Annotated in this window: 18 protein-coding genes and 2 pseudogenes; 12 read left to right on the plus strand and 8 right to left on the minus strand. The window is 72.0% G+C overall.

What is annotated here, in order from left to right; translation table 11 throughout:
- Positions 1-955, plus strand: a pseudogene (locus ACIQFZ_RS18400) (tetratricopeptide repeat protein); the annotation flags it as partial.
- 9 nt (positions 956-964) lie between these two features.
- Here ACIQFZ_RS18400 and ACIQFZ_RS18405 read toward each other — a convergent pair.
- The 3 genes and pseudogenes from ACIQFZ_RS18405 to ACIQFZ_RS18415 all read right to left on the minus strand — a co-directional run bounded on the left by ACIQFZ_RS18405 (position 965) and on the right by ACIQFZ_RS18415 (position 3486).
- A complete protein-coding gene (locus ACIQFZ_RS18405; protein ID WP_376651900.1) occupies positions 965-1444 on the minus strand; it encodes a VOC family protein in 480 nt (159 codons plus the stop codon).
- A 67-nt stretch (positions 1445-1511) separates the two neighbouring features.
- Positions 1512-2437: pseudogene (gene rarD / locus ACIQFZ_RS18410) on the minus strand (EamA family transporter RarD); the annotation flags it as partial.
- 194 nt (positions 2438-2631) lie between these two features.
- A complete protein-coding gene (locus ACIQFZ_RS18415) occupies positions 2632-3486 on the minus strand; it encodes an SDR family oxidoreductase (RefSeq protein WP_383057351.1) in 855 nt (284 codons plus the stop codon).
- 90 nt (positions 3487-3576) lie between these two features.
- Here ACIQFZ_RS18415 and ACIQFZ_RS18420 point away from each other — a divergent pair, with 90 nt between their 5' ends.
- Positions 3577-3978, plus strand: a complete 402-nt coding sequence (locus ACIQFZ_RS18420; protein WP_383057352.1) for a winged helix-turn-helix transcriptional regulator — start codon at positions 3577-3579, stop codon at positions 3976-3978.
- A gap of 114 nt (positions 3979-4092) precedes the next feature.
- On the opposite strand, the gene ACIQFZ_RS18425 is transcribed toward ACIQFZ_RS18420, so the two are convergent.
- The 5 genes from ACIQFZ_RS18425 to ACIQFZ_RS18445 form a co-directional block, all read right to left on the minus strand.
- Positions 4093-5172 (minus strand): 2-oxoacid:ferredoxin oxidoreductase subunit beta, encoded by a 1080-nt coding sequence (locus tag ACIQFZ_RS18425; protein WP_402691678.1) that lies wholly within the window; start codon positions 5170-5172, stop codon positions 4093-4095.
- Positions 5165-7093, minus strand: coding sequence for a 2-oxoacid:acceptor oxidoreductase subunit alpha (locus tag ACIQFZ_RS18430; protein WP_402691679.1), 1929 nt, complete (start codon positions 7091-7093; stop codon positions 5165-5167). Before ACIQFZ_RS18430 ends, ACIQFZ_RS18425 begins: the two co-directional genes overlap by 8 nt.
- 157 nt (positions 7094-7250) lie before the next feature.
- A complete protein-coding gene (locus tag ACIQFZ_RS18435; protein ID WP_301184424.1) occupies positions 7251-7910 on the minus strand; it encodes a response regulator transcription factor in 660 nt (219 codons plus the stop codon).
- A gap of 196 nt (positions 7911-8106) precedes the next feature.
- Positions 8107-9474: a sensor histidine kinase gene (locus tag ACIQFZ_RS18440; protein ID WP_402691680.1), complete on the minus strand. Its 1368-nt coding sequence runs from the start codon at positions 9472-9474 to the stop codon at positions 8107-8109.
- A 120-nt stretch (positions 9475-9594) separates the two neighbouring features.
- Positions 9595-10848 carry a sensor histidine kinase gene (locus ACIQFZ_RS18445; RefSeq protein ID WP_402691681.1) on the minus strand — a complete coding sequence of 418 codons (1254 nt, stop codon included), beginning with the start codon at positions 10846-10848 and terminating at the stop codon, positions 9595-9597.
- Between the two features lie 216 nt (positions 10849-11064).
- Here ACIQFZ_RS18445 and ACIQFZ_RS18450 point away from each other — a divergent pair, with 216 nt between their 5' ends.
- From ACIQFZ_RS18450 to ACIQFZ_RS18495, 10 genes are read left to right on the plus strand one after another with little or no spacing between them, the layout of a single operon-like run.
- Complete coding sequence (locus tag ACIQFZ_RS18450; RefSeq protein ID WP_365423543.1) at positions 11065-11472, plus strand: NADH-quinone oxidoreductase subunit A; 408 nt, start codon at positions 11065-11067, stop codon at positions 11470-11472.
- A complete protein-coding gene (locus tag ACIQFZ_RS18455; RefSeq protein ID WP_376651904.1) occupies positions 11463-12080 on the plus strand; it encodes an NADH-quinone oxidoreductase subunit B in 618 nt (205 codons plus the stop codon). The genes ACIQFZ_RS18450 and ACIQFZ_RS18455 overlap by 10 nt, the downstream gene beginning before the upstream one ends.
- A complete protein-coding gene (locus tag ACIQFZ_RS18460) occupies positions 12077-13663 on the plus strand; it encodes an NADH-quinone oxidoreductase subunit C (protein WP_402691682.1) in 1587 nt (528 codons plus the stop codon). Before ACIQFZ_RS18455 ends, ACIQFZ_RS18460 begins: the two co-directional genes overlap by 4 nt.
- Positions 13660-14628: a complex I subunit 1 family protein gene (locus ACIQFZ_RS18465; protein WP_365423552.1), complete on the plus strand. Its 969-nt coding sequence runs from the start codon at positions 13660-13662 to the stop codon at positions 14626-14628. Before ACIQFZ_RS18460 ends, ACIQFZ_RS18465 begins: the two co-directional genes overlap by 4 nt.
- 2 nt (positions 14629-14630) lie before the next feature.
- Positions 14631-15182, plus strand: a complete 552-nt coding sequence (locus ACIQFZ_RS18470) for a NuoI/complex I 23 kDa subunit family protein (protein ID WP_383062741.1) — start codon at positions 14631-14633, stop codon at positions 15180-15182.
- On the plus strand, positions 15179-15796 hold the full coding sequence (locus ACIQFZ_RS18475) for an NADH-quinone oxidoreductase subunit J (RefSeq protein ID WP_402691683.1): 618 nt from the start codon (positions 15179-15181) through the stop codon (positions 15794-15796). Before ACIQFZ_RS18470 ends, ACIQFZ_RS18475 begins: the two co-directional genes overlap by 4 nt.
- Entirely contained in the window at positions 15796-16191 is a 396-nt protein-coding gene (nuoK, locus tag ACIQFZ_RS18480) for an NADH-quinone oxidoreductase subunit NuoK (protein WP_383062738.1), read from the plus strand. Before ACIQFZ_RS18475 ends, nuoK begins: the two co-directional genes overlap by 1 nt.
- Positions 16188-18182, plus strand: a complete 1995-nt coding sequence (locus ACIQFZ_RS18485; RefSeq protein ID WP_402691684.1) for an NADH-quinone oxidoreductase subunit L — start codon at positions 16188-16190, stop codon at positions 18180-18182. The genes nuoK and ACIQFZ_RS18485 overlap by 4 nt, the downstream gene beginning before the upstream one ends.
- A gap of 6 nt (positions 18183-18188) precedes the next feature.
- Complete coding sequence (locus ACIQFZ_RS18490) at positions 18189-19763, plus strand: NADH-quinone oxidoreductase subunit M (protein ID WP_361424132.1); 1575 nt, start codon at positions 18189-18191, stop codon at positions 19761-19763.
- On the plus strand, positions 19760-21283 hold the full coding sequence (locus tag ACIQFZ_RS18495; protein ID WP_402691685.1) for an NADH-quinone oxidoreductase subunit N: 1524 nt from the start codon (positions 19760-19762) through the stop codon (positions 21281-21283). The genes ACIQFZ_RS18490 and ACIQFZ_RS18495 overlap by 4 nt, the downstream gene beginning before the upstream one ends.
- The last annotated feature ends 57 nt before the right edge of the window (positions 21284-21340 follow it).

Genomic DNA, 21340 nt, shown 5'->3' on the forward strand with positions numbered 1-21340 from the left:
TGGGTCCGGGTCGGACAGCGTGCCCCGGACCGGTGGCAGTACGCCGTACGGCGAGAGCGCGCCCACCTTCCCGTTGCGGGCGGTTTCCGAGTCGCAGGCGCCGTCCAGCGAGGTGGCGCCGACGTTCGCGCTGCGGGCGCTGCCGGAACCGGCGGGTGACACGCCCCTCGGTACGGCGGTCGCCCCCACGGGAGTGTTCGGCCCGCCACCGGTGATGGACGCGAGCCCGGCCGGCGTGAACGCGTGGCCGGTACCGCCCGCGTCCGCCGAGCGTGCCCCAGCGCCCGGCGACCACGCCCCCGTGCCCGGTGCCCCCGGGTCCGCCGCTACTCCGCACGAGCACCGGCGACCGGACCCAGACCCGGCCGACTCCGGCCTGGACGATCCCGAGCCCAAGCCCACCCCCACCCCTGCCCGCGGGTTCGACGCCGTGGCCGAGGCGGTGCTCGGGGAGGATCCCAGGACCGCGGCCGGTGAAGCGGGCGCCGTCCTGCTCGCCGAACCCCTGGCGCGGGTCAACGAGGCCGTGAAGGAGGGCCGGATCGAGGAGGCGGCGGCCCTGGCCGAACGCACCGTCGCGGATGCGTCCGGCACGCTCGGCCCGGAGCACCCCGAGGTGCTGCGGGTGCGCGAACTCACCGCGTACATCGCCTACTTGGCGGGCGATCCGCTCCGTTCCTTCGGTATCTCGCTCGGCCTCGCCCGCATCCGCCGCCGCGCCGGCGACGCGGCGGCGGCCTACGGCGACGTGCAGAGCGCGGCCGCCGCCTGGCGCGCGGTCCGCGACCCCGAGCAGGGCCTGCGGCTCGGCCGCGACCTGATCGACCTGTGGACCGAACTCACCGCCGAGGACGGCCCCGCCGCCGACGACATCGAAGAACTGGAGTCCGCCCGCGCCCGCATGGGCCGCCTGGCCGAACGGGCCCGCGACGCCACCCCGCCGAGCCCGAGCTGACGCGGCGTCCTACGCCACGCAGAACACGTTGCCCTCCGGGTCCTCCATCACCATCCACTCCCCGCCGTGCTCCCGCACATGCCGCAGCGCGCGCGCCCCGAGCCCCTTCAGCCGCTCCACCTCGTCCGCGCGCCGGCCCTCGCCGGGATGCAGGTCGAGGTGGAGCCGGTTCTTGCCGGACTTGGCCTCCGGCACCCGCTGGAACAGCAGCCGCCGCCCCAGACCGGTGCCGCGTTCCTCGTCGTACGGGTCGTCGGGGTGCCGTACGCCGATCAGATCCCGGAAGGCCGGGCGGCCGTGGAACTCGACGGTGGCCTCGCCCGGCAGCGCCCCGAGCTTCAGCAGCCGTTCGACCAACGTGCTGTTGTCCTCCACCTCGTAGTGCAGCGCGGCGGCCCAGAAGTCGGCCTGCGCGTGCGGGTCGGCGGCGTCGATGACGAGCTTCCAGTGCAGCGGGGCGGGCGCGGCGCCCGTGGGTGTCAGAGTCATGCAACCAGTTATATGCGCGGGCTCGCCCCGGGGCTGGAACTTCACCAAGGAGGAGGCGCGAGCACACCGCGCCCGCACCACCCGCGGCAGCGGCTACGCGTCCACCGGGTCGGCCTTTGCCGCCGTCGCGGTCCTGGAGGCGGCGAGCCGGGCCCTGAGCTGTGCCGCCCGCCGGGCCGTGCGCAGCCCGTCCCAGGTCAGCAGGGTCAGGGCCAGCCAGACCAGGGCGAAGCCGGCCCAGCGCTCGGCCGGCATGGACTCGTGGAAGTAGGCGACGCCGAGCAGGAACTGGAAGACCGGGGCCATGTACTGGAGCAGGCCCAGGGTGGACAGCGGCACGCGTATCGCGGCCGCGCCGAAGCAGACCAGCGGCAGCGCGGTGACGATGCCGGTGGAGGCGAGCAGGGCGGCGTGCCCGGCGCCCTCGGCGGCGAACGTCGAGGTGCCGTGGGCACCGAGCCACAGCAGATAGCCCAGAGCGGGCAGGAACTGGACCGCGGTCTCGGCGGTCAGCGACTCGATGCCGCCCAGGTTGACCTTCTTCTTCACCAGGCCGTAGGTGGCGAAGGAGAAGGCGAGGCAGAGGGAGATCCACGGCGGGCGGCCGTAGCCGATGGTGAGCACGACGACGGCGGCGGCGCCGGTGCCGACCGCCGCCCACTGCACGGGTCGCAGCCGCTCCTTGAGGAGCAGCACGCCCATCGCGATGGTGACCAGCGGGTTGATGAAGTAGCCGAGGGAGGCCTCCACCACGTGCCCGCTGTTGACGGACCAGATGTAGACGCCCCAGTTGACGGTGATCACCGTGGCGGCGATCACGACGAGGGCCAACCTGCGCGGCTGGCGCAGCAGTTCGCCGGCCCAGGCCCAGCGGCGTACGACGAGCAGGGCGACGGCGACGAAGGCGAGGGACCACACCATGCGGTGGGCGAGGATCTCGACCGCCCCGGCAGGTTTGAGTAGCGGCCAGAAGATGGGGACGAGGCCCCACATCCCGTAGGCGGCGACACCGTTCAGCAGTCCTGTGCGCCGCTCACTCCTCGGCTGCTCGCTCACTGGTTCCTCCTTCGCGCCCGGCCGCGTGCCGTGCGGCGGGCATCAAAGAAGGTAGCGCCACGCGCCCCCGCCTGTCATGTCCGTATGGTCAAACGGTCATGACGGGCGGGTGACGGTTTCCCCGGTGTCGCTCAGGCCCCGAGCGCGGCGGCGATCGCCTCCGAGACCGGGCTGGTGGAGTGCCCGATCAGGCGGGACAGATCGCCGGAGGTGATGACCAGCTCGCCCTTCTCGATGGAGCCGTCCACGCCCGCCAGGATCGCGGCGAGCGGCCCGGGGAGACCGGCGCCGGCCAGGATGCCCGTGTACTCCTCGACGGTGACCGGGTTGGACGTGATCCGCCGGCCGGTCTGCCGGCTCAGCTCGGCGGCGTACTCGGCGAGGCTCCACGCCTCGTCCCCGCCCAGCTCGTACGTCTTGTTCTCGTGGCCCTCGCCGGTCAGGACGGCGACGGCGGCGGCCGCGTACTCGGCGCGGGGGGCGGAGGAGATACGGCCCTCGCCGGCGGCGTGGACGACGGCGCCGTGCTCCAGGACGGGGGCGAGCTGCTCGGTGTAGTTCTCGTGGTACCAGCCGTTGCGCAGCAGCACGTAGGGCACCCCGGAGGCCAGCAGGGCCTCCTCGGTGCCGTGGTGGTCGTCGGCGAGGGCGGCCTTCAGGGTGCCGGGGGCGCTGGTGTAGGCGAACAGCGCGACACCGGCGGCGCGGGCCGCGTCGATGACGACCCGGTGCTGCTGGACCCGGCCCTTGTCGAACTCGTTGCCGGAGATCAGCAGGACCTTGTCGCCGGCCGAGAACAGGCCCTCGAAGGTCTCGGGCGCGTTGTAGTCGGCGACCGTGATCCGCACCCCGCGCTCGGCGAGGCCGGCGGCCTTCTCCGGGGTGCGTACGACGGCGGTGACCTGGTCGGCCGGGACCTTTTCCAGCAGCTGTTCCACGACGTGGCGGCCGAGGTGTCCGGTGGCTCCGGTGACGACGATGCTCATGACGGAAGTCTCCTTGTGGGGTGCCTGTGCACTAACGGTAGGAGGTGCGCTAACTCTTCGAAAGTACCCACTTTGAAGTAAGGTACTGGCATGGCAGTAAGCACTGGAGGAGCGGCAAGGGACGTCGTCGACGCGGCGATGTGCCCGTACCGCCTGGTCCTGGAGCACGTCACCAGCCGGTGGGGCGTCCTCGTCCTGATCGAGCTGCTGGAGCGGCCCCACCGCTTCAGCGAACTGCGTCGCGCCGTCGGCCGGGTCAGCGAACGAGGCGTCAGCGAGAAGATGCTCGCCCAGACGCTGCGGACCCTGGAGCGCGACGGGCTGGTGCACCGCGACGCCAAGCCCGTGATCCCGCCCCGGGTCGACTACTCCCTCACCGGCCTCGGCCGGGAGGCCGCCGAACAGGTACGGGCCCTCGCGCTGTGGACCGAGGAGCGCATGGCGGACGTGGAGCAGGCCCGGCGGACGTTCGACGAGGCCCACCGGACATAAGGCGAGGCCCGCCGGACATGCGACGAGGCCCGGTGGACACAAGACGAGGCCCGCCGGACACAAGACGAGGCCTGGGCCGCACGGACCCGGGCCTCGTGAGGCGGAGCAGGCCGCTCAGCCGACGACCGTCCAGGTGTCCCCGCCGGCCAGCAGCGCGGCCAGGTCGCCCTTGCCCCGCTGACCAATCGCCGCGTCGAGCTGGTCGGCCATCGCGGTGTCGTAGACCGGGCGGTCCACGGACCGGAAGACGCCGATCGGGGTGTGGTGGAGGGTGTCGGGGTCGGCCAGCCGGGACAGCGCGAACGCCGTCGTGGGGGAGGCCGCGTGCGCGTCGTGGACGAGGATCTCGGACTCGTTGTCCGGGGTGACGTCCACGACGGACAGGTCGCCGGTGCGCGCGTCCCGGACGACACCGCGCTCGCCGTCGGCGCCGAAGCGGATCGGCTGCCCGTGCTCCAGGCGGATCAGCGCCTCCTGGGCCTGGGTGCGGTCCTTGAGGGCGTCGAAGGCGCCGTCGTTGAAGATGTTGCAGTTCTGGTAGATCTCGATCAGCGCGGTGCCGGGGTGGGCGGCGGCCTGGCGCAGCACCTCGGTGAGGTGCTTGCGGTCGGAGTCGATGGTGCGGGCCACGAAGGACGCCTCGGCGCCGATGGCGAGGGAGACCGGGTTGAAGGGGGCGTCGAGGGAGCCCATCGGCGTCGACTTGGTGATCTTGCCGATCTCGGAGGTCGGGCTGTACTGACCCTTGGTCAGGCCGTAGATCCGGTTGTTGAACAGCAGGATCTTGAGGTTGACGTTGCGGCGCAGGGCGTGGATGAGGTGGTTGCCGCCGATGGACAGCGCGTCGCCGTCACCGGTGACGACCCACACCGACAGGTCGCGCCGCGAGGTGGCCAGGCCGGTGGCGATGGCGGGGGCGCGGCCGTGGATGGAGTGCATCCCGTAGGTGTTCATGTAGTACGGGAAGCGGGAGGAGCAGCCGATGCCGGAGACGAAGACGATGTTCTCCCGGGCCAGCCCCAGCTCCGGCATGAAGCCCTGGACGGCCGCGAGGATCGCGTAGTCGCCGCAGCCGGGGCACCAGCGCACTTCCTGGTCGGACTTGAAGTCCTTCATGGACTGCCGGGCCTGGGCCTTCGGCACCAGGGAGAGCGCCTCGGCCGTGCCCGTGCCTTCCGTGGACGTCTCAGCCATCGATGGCCTCCTTGAGAGCCGTGGCGAGCTGCTCCGCCTTGAACGGCATGCCGTTGACCTGGTTGTACGAGTGCGCGTCCACCAGGTACTTCGCTCGCACCAGGGTGGCGAGCTGACCGAGGTTCATCTCGGGGATCACCACCTTGTCGTAACGCTTCAGGACCGCGCCGAGGTTCTTCGGGAAGGGGTTGAGGTGGCGCAGGTGGGCCTGCGCGATGGACTCCCCGGCCGCGCGCAGCCGGCGTACGGCCGCCGTGATGGGCCCGTAGGTGGAGCCCCAGCCCAGGACGAGGGTGCGTGCCCCGTTCGGGTCGTCGACCTCGACGTCGGGGACCTCGATGCCGTCGATCTTGGCCTGCCGGGTGCGGACCATGAAGTCGTGGTTGGCGGGGTCGTAGGAGATGTTGCCGGTGCCGTCCTGCTTCTCGATGCCGCCGACGCGGTGCTCCAGGCCAGGCGTGCCCGGGATCGCCCACGGGCGGGCCAGGGTCTTGGGGTCGCGCTTGTAGGGCCAGAACACCTCGGTGCCGTCGGCCGTCGTGTGGTTGGGGTCCTTTGCGAACTGCACGCTCAGGTGGGGCAGTTCGTCCAGATCGGGGATGCGCCAGGGCTCGGAGCCGTTGGCGAGGTAGCCGTCGGAGAGCAGGAACACCGGGGTGCGGTAGGTCAGCGCGATCCGGGCCGCCTCCAGGGCGGCGTCGAAGCAGTCCGCCGGGGTGCACGGAGCGACGACCGGGACCGGGGCCTCGCCGTTGCGGCCGTACATCGCCTGCAGCAGATCGGCCTGCTCGGTCTTGGTCGGCAGGCCGGTGGACGGCCCGCCGCGCTGGATGTCCACCACCAGCAGCGGCAGCTCCAGCGACACCGCCAGCCCGATCGTCTCGCTCTTGAGTGCCACGCCCGGGCCGGACGTCGTCGTCACCGCGAGCGACCCGCCGAAGGCGGCCCCGAGAGCGGCGCCGATACCGGCGATCTCGTCCTCGGCCTGGAAGGTCCGCACACCGAAGTTCTTGTGCTTGGACAGCTCGTGCAGGATGTCCGAGGCCGGGGTGATCGGGTACGAGCCCAGGAACAGCGGCAGGTCCGCCTGGCGGGACGCCGCCACCAGGCCGTAGGACAGGGCCAGGTTCCCGGAGATGTTGCGGTACGTGCCGACGGGGAAGGCCTTGGAGGCCGGGGCGACCTCGTAGGAGACCGCGAAGTCCTCCGTCGTCTCACCGAAGTTCCAGCCCGCGCGGAACGCGGTGATGTTCGCCGCCGCGATGTCCGGCTTCCGGGCGAACTTGGTCCGCAGGAACTTCTCCGTGCCCTCCGTGGGCCGGTGGTACATCCAGCTCAGCAGGCCCAGCGCGAACATGTTCTTGCTGCGCTCGGCCTCCTTGCGGGACAGGTCGAACTCTTTGAGGGCCTCGACCGTCAGGGTGGTCAGCGGCACCGGATGCAGGTGGTAGCCGTCCAGCGAGCCGTCCTCCAGCGGGGAGGCGTCGTAGCCGACCTTCTGCATCGCGCGCTTGGTGAACTCGTCGGTGTTGACGATGATCTCCGCGCCGCGCGGCAGGTCGCCGACGTTCGCCTTCAGCGCGGCCGGGTTCATCGCGACCAGCACGTTCGGCGCGTCCCCGGGGGTGAGGATGTCGTGGTCGGCGAAGTGCAGCTGGAAGGAGGACACACCCGGCAGGGTTCCTGCGGGGGCCCGGATCTCGGCCGGGAAGTTCGGCAGCGTCGACAGATCGTTCCCGAACGACGCCGTCTCCGAGGTGAAGCGGTCACCGGTGAGTTGCATACCGTCACCCGAGTCACCCGCGAACCGGATGATCACCCGGTCCAAGCGGCGGACGTCCTTCGTCCCGGCCGCCCTGCGCTGCTCTCCTACGACGGCTCCGTCGGCCTGCTCCGCTGGACTGCTGACCTGGCTGGTCACTGAACTGGACCTCCTTCGAGGCTGCTGTGTGGGAGCGGCCTTCCCGAAGACCTTCCCGGCTTCAACCCTACGACCGTGAGGGTCGCCTTCCCTGCATCGTTCGCATGCTGGACGCACCGATGAGACGGTTCGCACGGTCCGACACAGTGTCGGACGATCACGAGTTCAGATAGGTGAGCACGGCCAGAACACGCCGGTGATCCCCATCACTTTGGGACAGTCCGAGCTTGAGGAAGATGTTGCTGACGTGCTTCTCGACCGCGCCGTCGCTCACCACCAGCTGCCGGGCGATCGCCGAGTTCGTCCGCCCCTCGGCCATCAGCCCCAGCACCTCCCGCTCCCGCGGGGTGAGCCCGGCCAGCACGTCCTGCTTGCGGCTGCGGCCGAGCAGCTGCGCGACGACCTCCGGGTCCAGCGCCGTACCGCCCTCGGCCACCCGCACCACCGCGTCCACGAACTCGCGCACCTCGGCCACGCGGTCCTTGAGCAGATAGCCGACCCCGCGGCTGGAACCGGCCAGGAGTTCGGTGGCGTACCGCTCCTCCACGTACTGCGAGAGCACGAGCACGCCCAGCGCCGGGTGCGCCTTGCGCAGCTGCACCGCGGCCCGGACCCCCTCGTCGGTGTGCGTCGGCGGCATCCGCACGTCCGCCACGACGACGTCCGGCAGCGCCTGCTGGTCGTGCAGCTCCGTGATGGTCTTGATCAGCGCCTGGGCATCTCCGACACCGGCCACGACCTCGTGTCCGCGGTCGGTCAGCAGCCGGGTCAGGCCCTCCCTGAGCAGCACTGAATCCTCGGCGATGACCACCCGCACTCTGTCCTCCACGATCCTCGGCCCCCCACAGCCTCGCCCCACGGCCTTCCGTGCGACACGGTCCAGCATTCCAGTATTCGGACCGCGCCGCGCCCGGGCCAGGGGAAGTGTAGGGAGGCGACCACATGTTTCGGCCTGCCGCCGCGACCGGTGTGGCCGCGGCCGGCAGGCCGCCATCAGGGGATTACGGGCGCGCTCAGCGCCGCCAGGGCAGCTCCGCCGTCACCCGGGTGGGGCCCCCGGACGGCGAGTCCACGATGAGGATCCCGTCCACCGCGTCCAGCCGCTCGGCCAGCCCGGCGAGGCCCGATCCCTTGGACACGTCCGCGTTGCCGACCCCGTCGTCCTCGACCTGGAGCATCAGCCGGTCCTCCACCCGCCAGACGTCCACCGAGGCGGACCGCGCCCCGCTGTGCTTGCTGACGTTCTGGAGCAGCTCGGAGACCGTGAAGTACGCGATCCCCTCGATGGCCGCCGCCGGCCGCTCGGCCAGATCGGCCTCCACCCGCACCGGCACCGTGCAGCGCGAGGCCACCGCCGACAGGGCCGCGTCCAGGCCGCGGTCCGTCAGCACCGCCGGATGGATCCCACGCGCCAGGTCCCGCAGCTCCTGCAACGCGGTCTTCACCTCGCCGTGCGCCTCGTCCACCATCCGCGCCGCCGCCTGCGGATCCTCCGTCAGCTTCTCCTTCGCCAGCCCCAGATCCATCGCCAGCGCCACCAGCCGGGCCTGCGCCCCGTCGTGCAGATCCCGCTCGATGCGCCGCAGATCCGCGGCGGCCGTGTCGACCACGACCCCCCGGTCCGACTCCAGCTCCACCACCCGCGCCGACAGCCGCGACGGCCCCAGCAGCCCGTACACCAGCACCCGGTCGACCATCGTCAGCGCCCGCACGATCCACGGCGTGGCCAGCGTGAACAGCAGCCCCACCAGCGCGGTCACCGTGATCTCGAACGGATTGTCCAGATAGATGCCGTGCTGACCGTCGCCGTAGAGCTGGAGCCCGCCCTGACCGGCCCACATCGGGAACACCCAGAACCACAGCGGATACGTCAGCAGGCTCCAGCCCAGCGTCCAGAAGACCAGCGAGACCGAGAAGGAGAACACCGCCCACGGGAAGTGCAGGATCGCGTAGAGCAGGGCCCGCCAGGAGGCGCCGCTCTTCAGCAGGGCCCCCGTCCAGGCCAGGACGCCCGGCTTCGTCGTCCGCAGCGGCTGCGGCTCGGCGACCTCCAGGCCGAGCAGACGGCGCGCCCGCGCCCGCTCCAGCACGCCGAACAGGCGGCAGCCGCCCAGCGCCGCCGCGAGCACCGGGACGCCCAGGAACGTCACCAGCAGGCCCGCGCCCAGCGACACCATCGTCACCGCGTACGTGAACAGCATGATGCCGATCGGCAGGTTCAGCAGTACGTACCCGAACTCGCGCCAGCTGCGGGCCTCGAACGGCGCCCGCAGCCCGGCCGGCAGCAGATGCCGTTCCCGGCCGGTGCCACCGTCGTGGAACCCGCCCGCGCTGTAGGGCCCGTACCCCGGTGCGTCCTGCGATCGGTACTGGGTGGCCATCGGCGTCGTCCCGTCCCCTCGTTCCGTGTCTTCTGCGGCTGTCCCGCCGTACTCCCAGCGTGCTCTTCCGCGGATGGCGGGACCATGGAGCACGTCGGCGTAATGGGCGGGGGGTTTTCCCTACCTCGTGCCGGGGGTGCCCCGGCCGGAGGCGGCCACCCCGGACCCGGCCGGACCGGCGCCGTCCGTACGGTCCCGCCACGGCAGCTCCGCCGTGATGGCCGTCGGGCCGCCCGGCGGCGACTCGACCACGAACAGGCCGTCGACCGCGTCCAGCCGCTCGGCCAGACCGCGCATGCCCGTTGCGCCGTCCAGCCGGGCACCGCCGCGGCCGTCGTCCCCCACCTGGATCAGCAGCCGGCCGTCGGACCGCCAGACGTCGACGGAGGCGGACCGCGCCCCGCTGTGCTTGCTGACGTTCTGGAGCAGCTCGGAGACCGTGAAATAGGCGATGCCCTCGATGGCCGCGGCCGGACGCGACTCCAGGTCGACCGTCACCTGCACCGGCACCGTGCACCGCGAGGCCACCGCCGACAGGGCCGCGTCCAGGCCGCGGTCGGTCAGCACGGCGGGATGGATGCCGCGGGCCAGGTCGCGCAGCTCCTGGAGCGCGAGCTTCACCTCGCCGTGTGCCTCTTCGACCATCGCGGCGACATGCTCGTCGGACCGGCCCTCCAGCAGTTTCTCCTTGGCCAGGCCCAGGCCCATGGCCAGATTGACCAGCCGGGCCTGCGCCCCGTCGTGCAGGTCCCGCTCGATGCGCCGCAGATCCGCCGCCGCCGTGTCGACCACGACCCCCCGGTCCGACTCCAACTCGGCGATCCGCCGCTCCAGCTCGTCGGACGGCGACAGCAGGCCGCGCACCATCGCCCGGTCCACGTTCGCCAGGCCCCGCGCGACGAAGGGCAGCACCGGCCAGAGCACGAACAGCGAGGTCAGCGTCACCGTGAAGGTGAGCACGCCCCAGGGCAGCCGTATGAAGTGGTACAGCGCCGAGCGCCAGCCCACCGGGTCCTTCAGCGCCGCCCAGAGCCGGCCGGGCAGTCCCTTCGCGCCGTGCAGCGACAGCGGGCTCGGCTCGTCGATGCGCACCCCGAGCAACTCCCGCGCCCGCGCCCGCTCCAGCCGGCCCAGCAGCCGCGAGCCCATCAGCCCGAGTGCCAGCAGCGGGAAGCCGATCACGTTGAGCGTCAGCGCGCTGCCGGTCAGCAGCACCGTCACCACATAGACGAAGCCGAACAGCGATACTGGGAGGTTCACCAGTAGATGCGTGATCTCCTTCCAGGTGGGCAGGTCGTAGGCGAAACGGGCCGGTGGCAGCCGGTCCTCGGCGCCTGCTGCCGCGAGATCGGCGGCGGGGATGCGAGCGGTCATAGGTGCCAGCGTGCCGTGCGGCGGCCGACGGCGCCATGAGGTGGGCCGCCCTCACCCACTGGGGAAAACCCCACCTTCACGCCCCAGGGTGTGACGGGCTGCTTACCCGCCCTTTATCAGGGCCTAGACTCCCGTGCGTACAGATCGTCGAACAGCCGAACAGCACGGGGCCGGGGAAAAACAGGTCCGACAGGACCAGGGAGTGAGGAACGGACGGTGCGGGAGACGTTGCGGGGGTCGACCGCCGTCGTCGCGGCGGACTACTTCCAGTCCTATTCGGTCGTCGGACTGCTCGCCCTCATCGGCGTGCTGTTCGTCGCCGTCGCCTTCGGCGCGGGGCGCCTGCTGCGCCCGGTGGTCCCCACCCCGGAGAAACTGCTGACGTACGAGTGCGGCGTCGACCCCGTCGGCGAGGGCTGGGCGCACACCCAGGTCCGCTACTACGTGTACGCGTTCCTGTACGTGATCTTCGCCGTCGACTCGATCTTCCTGTTTCCCTGGGCGACGGTCTTCGCCGCCCCCGGCTACGGCGCGACGACGCTCGTGGAGATGTTCATCTTCCTCGGCTTCCTGGCCGTGGGCCTGCTGTACGCATACAAGAAGGGCGTCCTGGCATGGACGTGACCCCCATCACCCCCGAACCGGTACCGCTGCCGGAGCCGAAGCGGCTGGGCACGCTCGCCCGGCTTGCCCCGGAGCCGATGAAGGTCGTCCTGAACTGGGGCCGGCGCTACTCGCTCTGGGTCTTCAACTTCGGCCTCGCCTGCTGCGCGATCGAGTTCATCGCCGCGTCGATGGCCCGGCACGACTTCATCCGCCTCGGCGTGATCCCGTTCGCGCCCGGGCCCCGCCAGGCCGACCTGATGGTGGTGTCCGGCACGGTCACGGACAAGATGGCCCCGGCGATCAAGCGGCTGTACGAGCAGATGCCCGAGCCCAAGTACGTCATCTCCTTCGGCGCCTGCTCCAACTGCGGCGGCCCGTACTGGGACTCGTACTCCGTCACCAAGGGCGTCGACCAGATCATTCCGGTGGATGTCTACGTTCCCGGCTGCCCGCCGCGTCCCGAGGCGCTGCTCCAGGGAATCCTGAAACTCCAGGAGAAGATCGCGCGCGAGTCGCTGGGGGAGCGGTACGCCACCGGGACGGCCCGTCCGTCGACGGCGGCGCTGCAGAGCGGGCTCGTACGGCCGCCGGCCGGCGCGGCCACCGGCGAGGGGGACCCGCGATGAGTGGGACCGGCTGGCTGCCCGCGCCCGTCGGGGAACTCTTCGGGACCGGCGCCACGGCGGAGGAGTCCTACGAGGTCCTGACGGTGGACGTGCCGCCGGACACCTGGATCTCCGCGCTGCTGACCGCCCGCGACGAGCTGGGCTGCACGTATTTCGACTGGCTGAGCGCCGTCGACGAGCCGGGCACGGGCTTCCGCGTCTCGGCCCACGTCGTCGCCCTCGCGCCGGTACGGCGCCTGCTGGTGCGCACGACGGTTCCGCACGAGGCGCCCGTCCTGCCCACCGCGGTGGACGTCTACGCGGGTGCGGCCTGGCACGAACGGGAGACGCACGAGATGTTCGGCGTCTCCTTCCAGGACCACCCCGGCCTGGACCACCTCCTCCTGCCGGAGACCTTCGAGGGCCACCCCCTCTGCAAGGACTTCGTCCTCGCGGCCCGCGTCGCCAAGGCCTGGCCGGGGGCCAAGGAGCCGGGCGACTCGGAACACGGCGGTCCCAAGCGCCGCCAGATGCTGCCGCCGGGCGTGCCCGACCCCAACGAGTGGGGCCCCCAGAAGGGCCAGCTCCCGCCCGCCCCGTCCCGCCCGGCGCGGGGCGCGGCCCGGGCGGCGGGCGACCGCCCGGCCCGCCGCACCCGCACGGCGGCGGAGGGCTCGTCCGGCCAGACGGCCACGACCGCTCCCGCAACCGAGCAGCCCGCGGCCCCCACCGCCCGGCCTCGCCGGATGCGCAGCGCAAGCGAAGGGTCGACAAGCCAGACGGCTCACCGAGACGAGGGCGCGGCGTCTGGATCCGCGGCTGCGTCTGAGGGTGCGGCTGCGCCGCAGGCCGCGGAGCCGAAGGCCGCGGAGCCGAAGGCCGGGAGGGCCGCCGAGGGCACGCCTGGAGGCGGCGAGCCGCGGTCGGCGGGCGAAGGCGCGGCGAGGCGGCGCGTAAGTGAGACGGCAGAGCGCGCGGAAGGTACGGCGGCGGAGTCCGGCACCGCGCCTGAGGGAGCGGCGGCCGACATCTCGGCCGGCGCCGAGGGCGCGCCTCAGCATGCCGGGGTCGCATCGGGTGAGCGTGCCGCAGAGGACACGCGGGCCGGGGCTGAGGGTGCGCCTGAAGGCGCCGGGGGCGCGGTGACGCCGGAGCAGGCTGGGCGGACTCGGGGCGCGAGCCGGACGGCGCGCGGCGACGGGAGTGCCGAGGCGGAGGTTTCGGGCGGTGCCGAAGGCGCGTCCGGGCGGGACGGTGCCGCAGCCGGCGAGAGTGCCGCTGAGGACACTGAGGCCGGGGCCGAAGAGCCGACCGTGGGAGGCCGGGGGGTGCGGAGTGCGGCCGAGGGGTCGGCGTCGCAGCGTGCGGGGGCCGCGGGGTCTCGCCGTGGGCGGAGTGCGAGCGAGGGCTCGGCGTCCCAGCGCGGGGAGGCGGCGGCTCCGAAGCCGCCCACGGCACCGCGCAGCTCGGACGCACCCTGGCACCACGCCCGCCCGGCGTTCGACGAATCCGAACCGGAACCGGGGCCGTCCCCCGAGGACGACGACCCCGACGCCACGAAACCCCCCACCACCCCCGACGACGAGGAAGGAGGCACGCGGTGAACGGCGCCGTCGACGTCGCCCTGCGACTCGTGATCGTCTTCGCGGTGTTCCTGACCTTCCCCCTGATCGTGGGGCAGACCGAGCACAAGGTGATGGCGCACATGCAGGGCCGCCTCGGCCCCATGTACGCCGGCGGCTTCCATGGCTGGGCCCAACTGGTCGCGGACGGCGTGAAATTCGCGCAGAAGGAGGACGTGGTCCCGGCCGGCGCCGACCGCCGTGTCTTCCAGCTCGCCCCCGCCGTGGCCCTGCTGCCCTACCTCCTCGTGCTGCTCGCCATCCCGATCGGCCCCAGTGAGGGAGCCGTCGGCCAGGTCCTCGACGCGGGCATCTTCTTCGTGCTCGCGATCATGGCCATCGGCGTCCTCGGCTCGCTCATGGCCGGCTGGGCCTCCGCCAACAAGTTCTCCCTCCTCGGCGGTCTGCGCACCGCCGCCCAGCTCCTCGCCTACGAACTGCCGATGCTGCTCGCCGCCGCCTCCGTGGCGATGGCGGCCGGCACGGTCTCCCTGCCCGGCATCGTCCACGCCTTCCACTGGTGGTGGCTGCCCTGGCAGATCGTCGGCGCGATCGTCTTCTTCGTCGCCGGCCTCGCCGAACTGCAACGCCCGCCGTTCGACATGCCCGTCGCCGACTCGGAGATCATCTTCGGCGCGTACACCGAGTACACCGGTCTGCGCTTCGCCCTGTTCCTCCTCGCCGAGTACGCCGGGATCGTCGTCCTGTGCGGCCTGACCACCGTCCTCTTCCTGGGCGGCTGGCACGGACCGTGGGGCGCCGCCGGCCTCGGCTGGGTCTGGACCCTGCTGAAGACGGCGGTCCTCGCCTTCGTGGTCATCTGGCTCCGCGTCACCTACCCGCGGCTGCGCGAGGACCAGCTCCAGAAGTTCTCCTGGACCCTCCTCGTCCCCCTTTCCCTCGCCCAGATCGCCCTCACCGGCATCGTCAAGGTGGTGATCCAGTAGCCATGGCCTCCATCCCTGGCAGCGGCCTGGCCAAGGGCCTGGCCGTCACCCTCCGCACGATGATGAAGAAGACCGTCACCGAGCAGTACCCCGACGTCCAGCCCGACCTCCCGCCGCGCACCCGCGGCGTCATCGGTCTGTTCGAGGAGAACTGCACCGTCTGCATGCTGTGCGCCCGCGAGTGCCCGGACTGGTGCATCTACATCGACTCCCACAAGGAGACGGTCCCCGCGGCGGCCCCCGGCGGCCGCGAACGCAGCCGCAACGTCCTCGACCGCTTCGCCATCGACTTCTCCCTGTGCATGTACTGCGGTATCTGCATCGAGGTCTGTCCTTTCGACGCCCTGTTCTGGTCCCCGGAGTTCGAGTACGCCGAGACCGACATCCGCGACCTCACCCACGAGCGCGACAAGCTGCGCGAGTGGATGTGGACCGTGCCCGCGCCGCCCGCCCTCGACGCCGGCGCGGAGGAACCCAAGGAGATCGGCGCCGCCCGCAAGACCGCCGAGAAGCTGGCGGCCGCGCAGGCCGAACCGCGGGAGGGGGACACGTGAGCATCGCCGCCGCAAGCCACGGCTTCCTCTCCCCGACCGGCGTCGAGATCGCCTTCCTCCTCGTCGGCCTGGCCACCTTCGGCGCCGCCCTCGTCACCGTCACCACCCGGCAGCTCGTGCACGCCGCCCTGTGGCTGGTGGTGACCCTCGGCGGCCTCGCCGTGGAGTACCTGCTACTCACCGCCGAGTTCATCGCCTGGGTGCAGGTCCTCATCTACGTGGGTTCCGTCGTCGTCCTCCTCCTGTTCGGTCTGATGCTCACCAAGGCGCCCATCGGCCGCTCCCCGGACGCCGACTCCGGCAACCGCTGGGCCGCCCTGACCGTGGCCGTCGCCGCCGCGGCCGCCCTGGTCTGGGTGGTCGTCGACGCCTTCCGCACCACCTGGATCGACCTGGACGGCGCCGCCGCCGGATCGACGAAGGCCACCGGCGAGAGCCTGTTCCAGAACTGGGTCCTGCCCTTCGAGGCCCTCTCCGTCCTGCTCCTGGCCGCGCTGGTCGGCGCGATCGTCCTGTCCCGCAAGGCGAAGGCCGCGGCCGCCCCCCAGGCCCCTGCCGCCACCCGGGCCCCGGGGACCCACGGCGACCCGGGCGCGAAGGAAGGTGTCCGCTGATGCACCTCGCCTATCCCGCCGTGCTGTCCGCCCTCCTGTTCTGCACCGGCCTGTACGGGGTCCTCGCCCGCCGCAACGCGATCCTGGTCCTGATGTCCGTCGAGCTCATGCTCAACGCCGTCAACCTCAACCTGGTCGCCTTCGACGTCTGGCTCAGCAGGGCCGCGATCGAGACCCTGCACTCCGGGCAGGCCCTGACCCTGTTCACCATCGCCATCGCCGCCGCCGAGATCGGCATCGGCCTGGCGATCGTCCTCGCCGTCCACCGCAACCGCGGCACCTCGGACATCGACCGGCTCCGCGACTCCGCCGAGGGCCCCGACGACTCCGACGACGGCCCCCACAGCGCCGCCGCGACCACGGAGGCCGCTGAGAAGGCTGAGGCCACCGCGTGACCACGACCACCCTCGCCGTCCTCGTTCCGCTCCTTCCGTTCCTCGGCGCCGTGGCCGGCCTGCTGCTCGGCCGCACCGCGCCCGGCTTCGTCCGCCCGCTCGCCGCCCTGCCGACCCTCGCCTCCCTGGTCCTGGCCGCGCTGGTCGCCGCGGACCAGGGCGGCGGCCGGGCCGTCGACGCCGCCACCGAGCTCACCCCCACCGGCTCGTTGCCCATCGAACTCGCCCTGCACATCGACGGCTTCGCCGCGCTCGTCGCCGTCCTGGTCGGCGTCGTCGCCACCTGCGTGCAGATCTACTCCATGGGCTACCTGCGCGACGACCCGCGCTACCCCTCGTACGCCGCCCTCGTCTCCCTGTTCACCTCCGCGATGCTGCTCGTCGTCTACTCCGGCGACCTGATCGTGCTGCTGGTCGGCTGGGAAGTCATGGGCATCTGCTCCTACTTCCTGGTCGGCCACTACTGGGAGACCCCCGAGGCCCGCGCCGCCTCGATCAAGGCCTTCCTGGTCACCAAGCTCGGCGACGTGCCCTTCCTGATCGGCCTGTTCGCGCTCGGCACCGACGCGGGGTCCTTCCGGATCACCCAGGTCCTCGGCACCGTCGCGAGCGGCGGACTGCACCACCCGACCCTGGTCGCCCTGCTGCTCCTCGCCGGCGTGGCGGGCAAGTCGGCACAGTTCCCGCTGCACACCTGGCTCCCCGACGCCATGGCGGGCCCGACGCCCGTCTCCGCGCTGATCCACGCCGCGACGATGGTCGCCGCCGGTGTCTACTTCGTCGCCCGGCTCCTCCCCGTCTTCCAGGCCTCCTCGGCCGCGATGGTCGTCCTCGCCGTCATGGCCGCCGTGACGATGGCCGGCTCGGCGCTCGCCGCGCTCGCCCAGGACGACATCAAACGCGTCCTCGCCTACTCGACGATCGGCCAACTCGGCTACATGACCGGCGCGCTCGCCGTCGGCGACCGCGGCGCGGCCGTCTTCCACCTCCTGTCGCACGGTGCCTTCAAGGCGCTGCTGTTCCTCGCGGCCGGCGTGATCATCCACGCCGCCGGCACCAACTCGCTGGCCGCCATGTCCCGGATGAGCAACCTGCGGGACCGCGTCCCTGACGCCTACTGGACGATGACCGTGGCGCTCCTCGCGCTCGCCGCGATCCCTCCCTTCAGCGGCTTCTTCTCCAAGGAGTCCGTCCTCGGCGCCGCCGAACACGCGGCCATCGGCCACACCGGCCACGCCCCCGCGGCGGCGGGCTGGACCATCCTCGTGGCCGGCCTCCTCACGGCCCTGCTCACCGGCGCCTACGCCATGCGCCTGTGGCTGCTGGCCTTCCGCGGCCGGGGCGCCGAGGCCCCCGACCACGGCAGGCAGCCCCTCGTCATGAACGCGGTGCTCTGGTTGCTCGCCCTCCCGTCCCTCGCCTTCGGCGGCCTTGCCTTCCGCGTCCTGCCCGGATGGTTCGACGGCCGGGACCTGACCCCCACGCTCATCACCTCCGTCCTCGGCACGGGCGTGGCCCTGGTCGGCGGCATCGTCACCTACGGCGCCTGGCAGCACACCTCCGCTCTCGCCGCCCGGGTCCCCCTCGGCGCCGTCGCCGCCCACCCCGAGGGCGACGCCGGACTCGTCGAGGCCGAGGCCATCGCCACCCACCGGCCCGCGTACGGAGACATCGCCCACGCGCCCGACCCCGCCGACCCCGGACGGCTGCTGCTCGGCCCGCTGCACCGGCACGCGGCCGCCGGCTTCCACCTCGACGCCGTGTACGCGGCCCTCTTCGTCCGGCCGGTGCTGGCCGGAGCGAGCCTCGTCCGGTTCCTCGACCGGGAGGTCGTCGAGACCTACGTACGCGGCGCCGGAGCCGCACCCCGACTGCTCGGGGCCGCCGTACGGCGTGCCCAGACCGGCAATGTGCAGACCTATGTGAGCGCGCTGCTCGCCGGCACCGTCGTCCTGGCGGTCGCCGCCGTCCTTCTGGCCACGGGAGCGTGAGCAGGCGTGATCGATATCAACGAGTCCGTGATGCAGTTCCTTCTGGCATTCCTCGTCGCCGGCCCGCTCCTCGGCGCGCTCGCCGCCCTCCTGCCCGCGCCGCCCGGGCTGAAGGGGAAGTCACCCGAGCAGGCCGTGCTCCGCCACGGCGTGACCGTCACCGGCGCGATCCTCGCCGCCGCGATCGTCCTCGCGGTCGGCTTCGACCACGCCCACCCGTCGAAGATGCAGGCCACGACCGACATCAGCTGGATCCCCGCACTCCACGTGCGCATCCACCTCGGCGTCGACGGCATTTCCCTCCCCCTCGTCGTACTGACCGCGCTGCTGACCTTCCTCTGCGCGCTGTACTCCTACTTCAAGCCGCCCACGGGCCCCACCCCGAAGGCCTTCGTCGCGCTGCTGCTCCTCCTCGAGTCCGGCACCCTCGCGACCTTCGCCGTCCTCGATCTGCTGCTGTTCTTCCTCGCGTTCGAGATGGTCCTCATCCCGATGTACTTCCTCATCGCCCGCTGGGGCGGCGAGGGCCGTCAGGCCGCCGCCTGGCGATTCATCCTCTACACCCTGCTCGGCTCGGTCGTCATGCTGCTCGGCCTGCTCCTCATCGGGCTCAAGGCCGGCACCTTCGACATGGTGGCACTCGCCACTGACAACGGCCGGTCACTGACCGCGTCCGTGCAGGTCATCGCCGTTCTGGCGATCGGTCTCGGACTCGCCGTCAAAACGCCGATGTGGCCGCTGCACAGCTGGCTGCCGGACGCGCACACCGCCGCCCCGACCGTCGGCTCGGTGCTGCTGGCCGGCGTCCTGCTGAAGATGGGAACGTACGGGTTCGTCCGCATCCTGCTGCCGATCGCACCCGACGGCTTCCGCACCTTCGCGCCCTACCTCGCCGCCCTCGCCGTCGTCGGGATCATCTACGGGTCCCTGGCCTGCCTCGCCCTCGCCAGGCAGGGCGCGAAGGGCGACCTAAAGCGGCTCATCGCCTACTCCTCGGTCGGCCACATGGGCTTCGTCCTGCTCGGCATCGCCACCATGACCCCCACCGGCGTGAACGGCGCCCTGTTCGCCAACATCGCCCACGGCCTCATCACCGGCCTGCTGTTCTTCCTCGTCGGCGCGCTCAAGGACCGCACCGGCACCACCGACCTCGACGCCCTCGCCGAGAAGACGGGTGCCGCGCTGTATGCGAAGGCCCCGCGCCTGGGCGGCCTGCTCGCCTTCGGCGCCGTCGCCTCGCTCGGCCTGCCGGGCCTGGCCGGGTTCTGGGGCGAGATGCTCGCCCTGTTCGGCTCGTTCCAGCCCGCCGCCGGCCTCAGCCGGCCCGCCTTCCTCACCTTCATGGCGATCGGCGCCTTCGGCACCCTGCTGACCGCCGCGTACATGCTCGTCGTGGTCCGCCGCGTCTGCATGGGCGCAGTACCACGGCAGGCGCCACAGCTCGCCGACGTCCGGGGCTACGAGTTCGCGGCCTGGACCCCGCTCGTCGCCCTCACCGTCCTCGCCGGACTCTGGCCGAAGGCCCTGCTCGGGCTCACCGACCCGGCCGTGCAGCAGCTCCTCGCAGGAGGCACCCGATGAGCGCCCTGGCCCAGACGGCGGCCGAGTCGGTGGTCCAGTCCGTCGACTGGCTCGCCGTCGCACCGCCCACCCTCACCGCGGTGATCGCCCTCGTGGTCCTCGTCGCCGACCTCTTCGTGCCGGAAGTGCGCAAGCCCCTCCTCGGCTGGTTCTCCGTCGCCGGACTCGCCGCCGCCGCGCTGCTGCTCCTGCCCCTCCTCGACGGCGATCGCGCCACGTTCTGCCAGACCGGCCACCCCGACGCCTGCAGCTACACCGCCGACCACTTCACCCTCGTCATCCAGTTCCTGGTCCTCGGCGGCGCCCTCCTGACCGCCCTGCTGTCGGTCACCGCGCTGAAGGACGCGCGCAGGGCACTGCCCGAAGGCGAGTTCTGGTTCCTGCTGCTGGCCTCCGCCGCCGGTGCTGCGCTCCTGCCCGCCGCACGCGACCTGGCGACCCTCGTCGTCGCCCTGGAGGTCGCCTCCCTGCCCGCCTTCGCCCTCGTCGGCCTCCGGCACGGCGACCGCAGGTCCTCCGACGCGGCCCTGAAGTTCTTCCTGTCGTCGGTCACCGCCACCGCCGTCAGCCTGCTCGGCGTCAGCTTCGTCTACGCCACCACCGGCACCCTGTACCTCACCCGGATCGCCGAACGCATCCAGCACGTCGACGGCCAGTTCCACACGCTCGCCCAGACCGGCGTCGTCCTCACCCTCGTCGGCTTCGCCTTCAAGACCGCGGCCGTCCCCTTCCACTTCTGGGTGCCCGACACCTACGTGGGAGCCCCCCTGCCGATCGCCGCCTACCTGTCGGTCGTCGGCAAGGCCGTCGGCTTCACCGGACTGATCCTCGTCACCGTCGTCGCCTTCCCGTCGTACTCCGGCGCCTGGGGTCCCGCGATGGCCGTGCTCGCCGCGCTCACCATGACCGTCGGCAACGTCGGCGCCCTGCGCCAGCAGGCCACGCGCGCGTACAGCGCGGTACGGCTGCTCGCCTGGTCCTCCGTCGGCCAGGCCGGCTACCTCCTGGTGCCGATCGCCGCCGCCGGCTACTCCAGGGACCCGCAGAAGTCGATCGGCTCCACGCTCGCCTACGCGCTCATGTACGCCGCCGTGAACATCGGCGCCTTCGCCGTGGCCGCGCTCGTGGGCCGTACGAAGGAACGCAACCGCGTCAGCGACTACCGCGGCCTGTACGCCACGAACCCGCTGACCGCCCTGCTGCTGGCCTTCTTCCTGCTCTGCCTGGCCGGCCTTCCCCCGGGCGTCATCGGGCTGTTCGCCAAGGTCACCGTGTTCTCCGCCGCCGTCGACGCCGGACTCGGCTGGCTCGCCGTCGTCATGGCCGTCAACGTCGTCATCGCGTTGTTCTACTACCTCCAGTGGACGACCCTGCTGTTCCGTGCCCCCGAGGGCGAACCCGTCCGGCACCGCCTCCCGGCCCCCCTCACCGCCGCCCTCGCCCTGACGGGCGTCCTCGGCGCAGCCCTCTCCGGCGCTCCCCAGCTGGTGCTCCGCTTCGCCGGCACCGGCCTGTTCTGAGCCCTGGCCCCCGCCACGCGCGCGTGGGGCCCCGGCCCTCACACGCGCGTGTGCCGC

This window comes from Streptomyces sp. NPDC093064 (assembly GCF_044754605.1).
GTDB lineage: Bacteria > Actinomycetota > Actinomycetes > Streptomycetales > Streptomycetaceae > Streptomyces.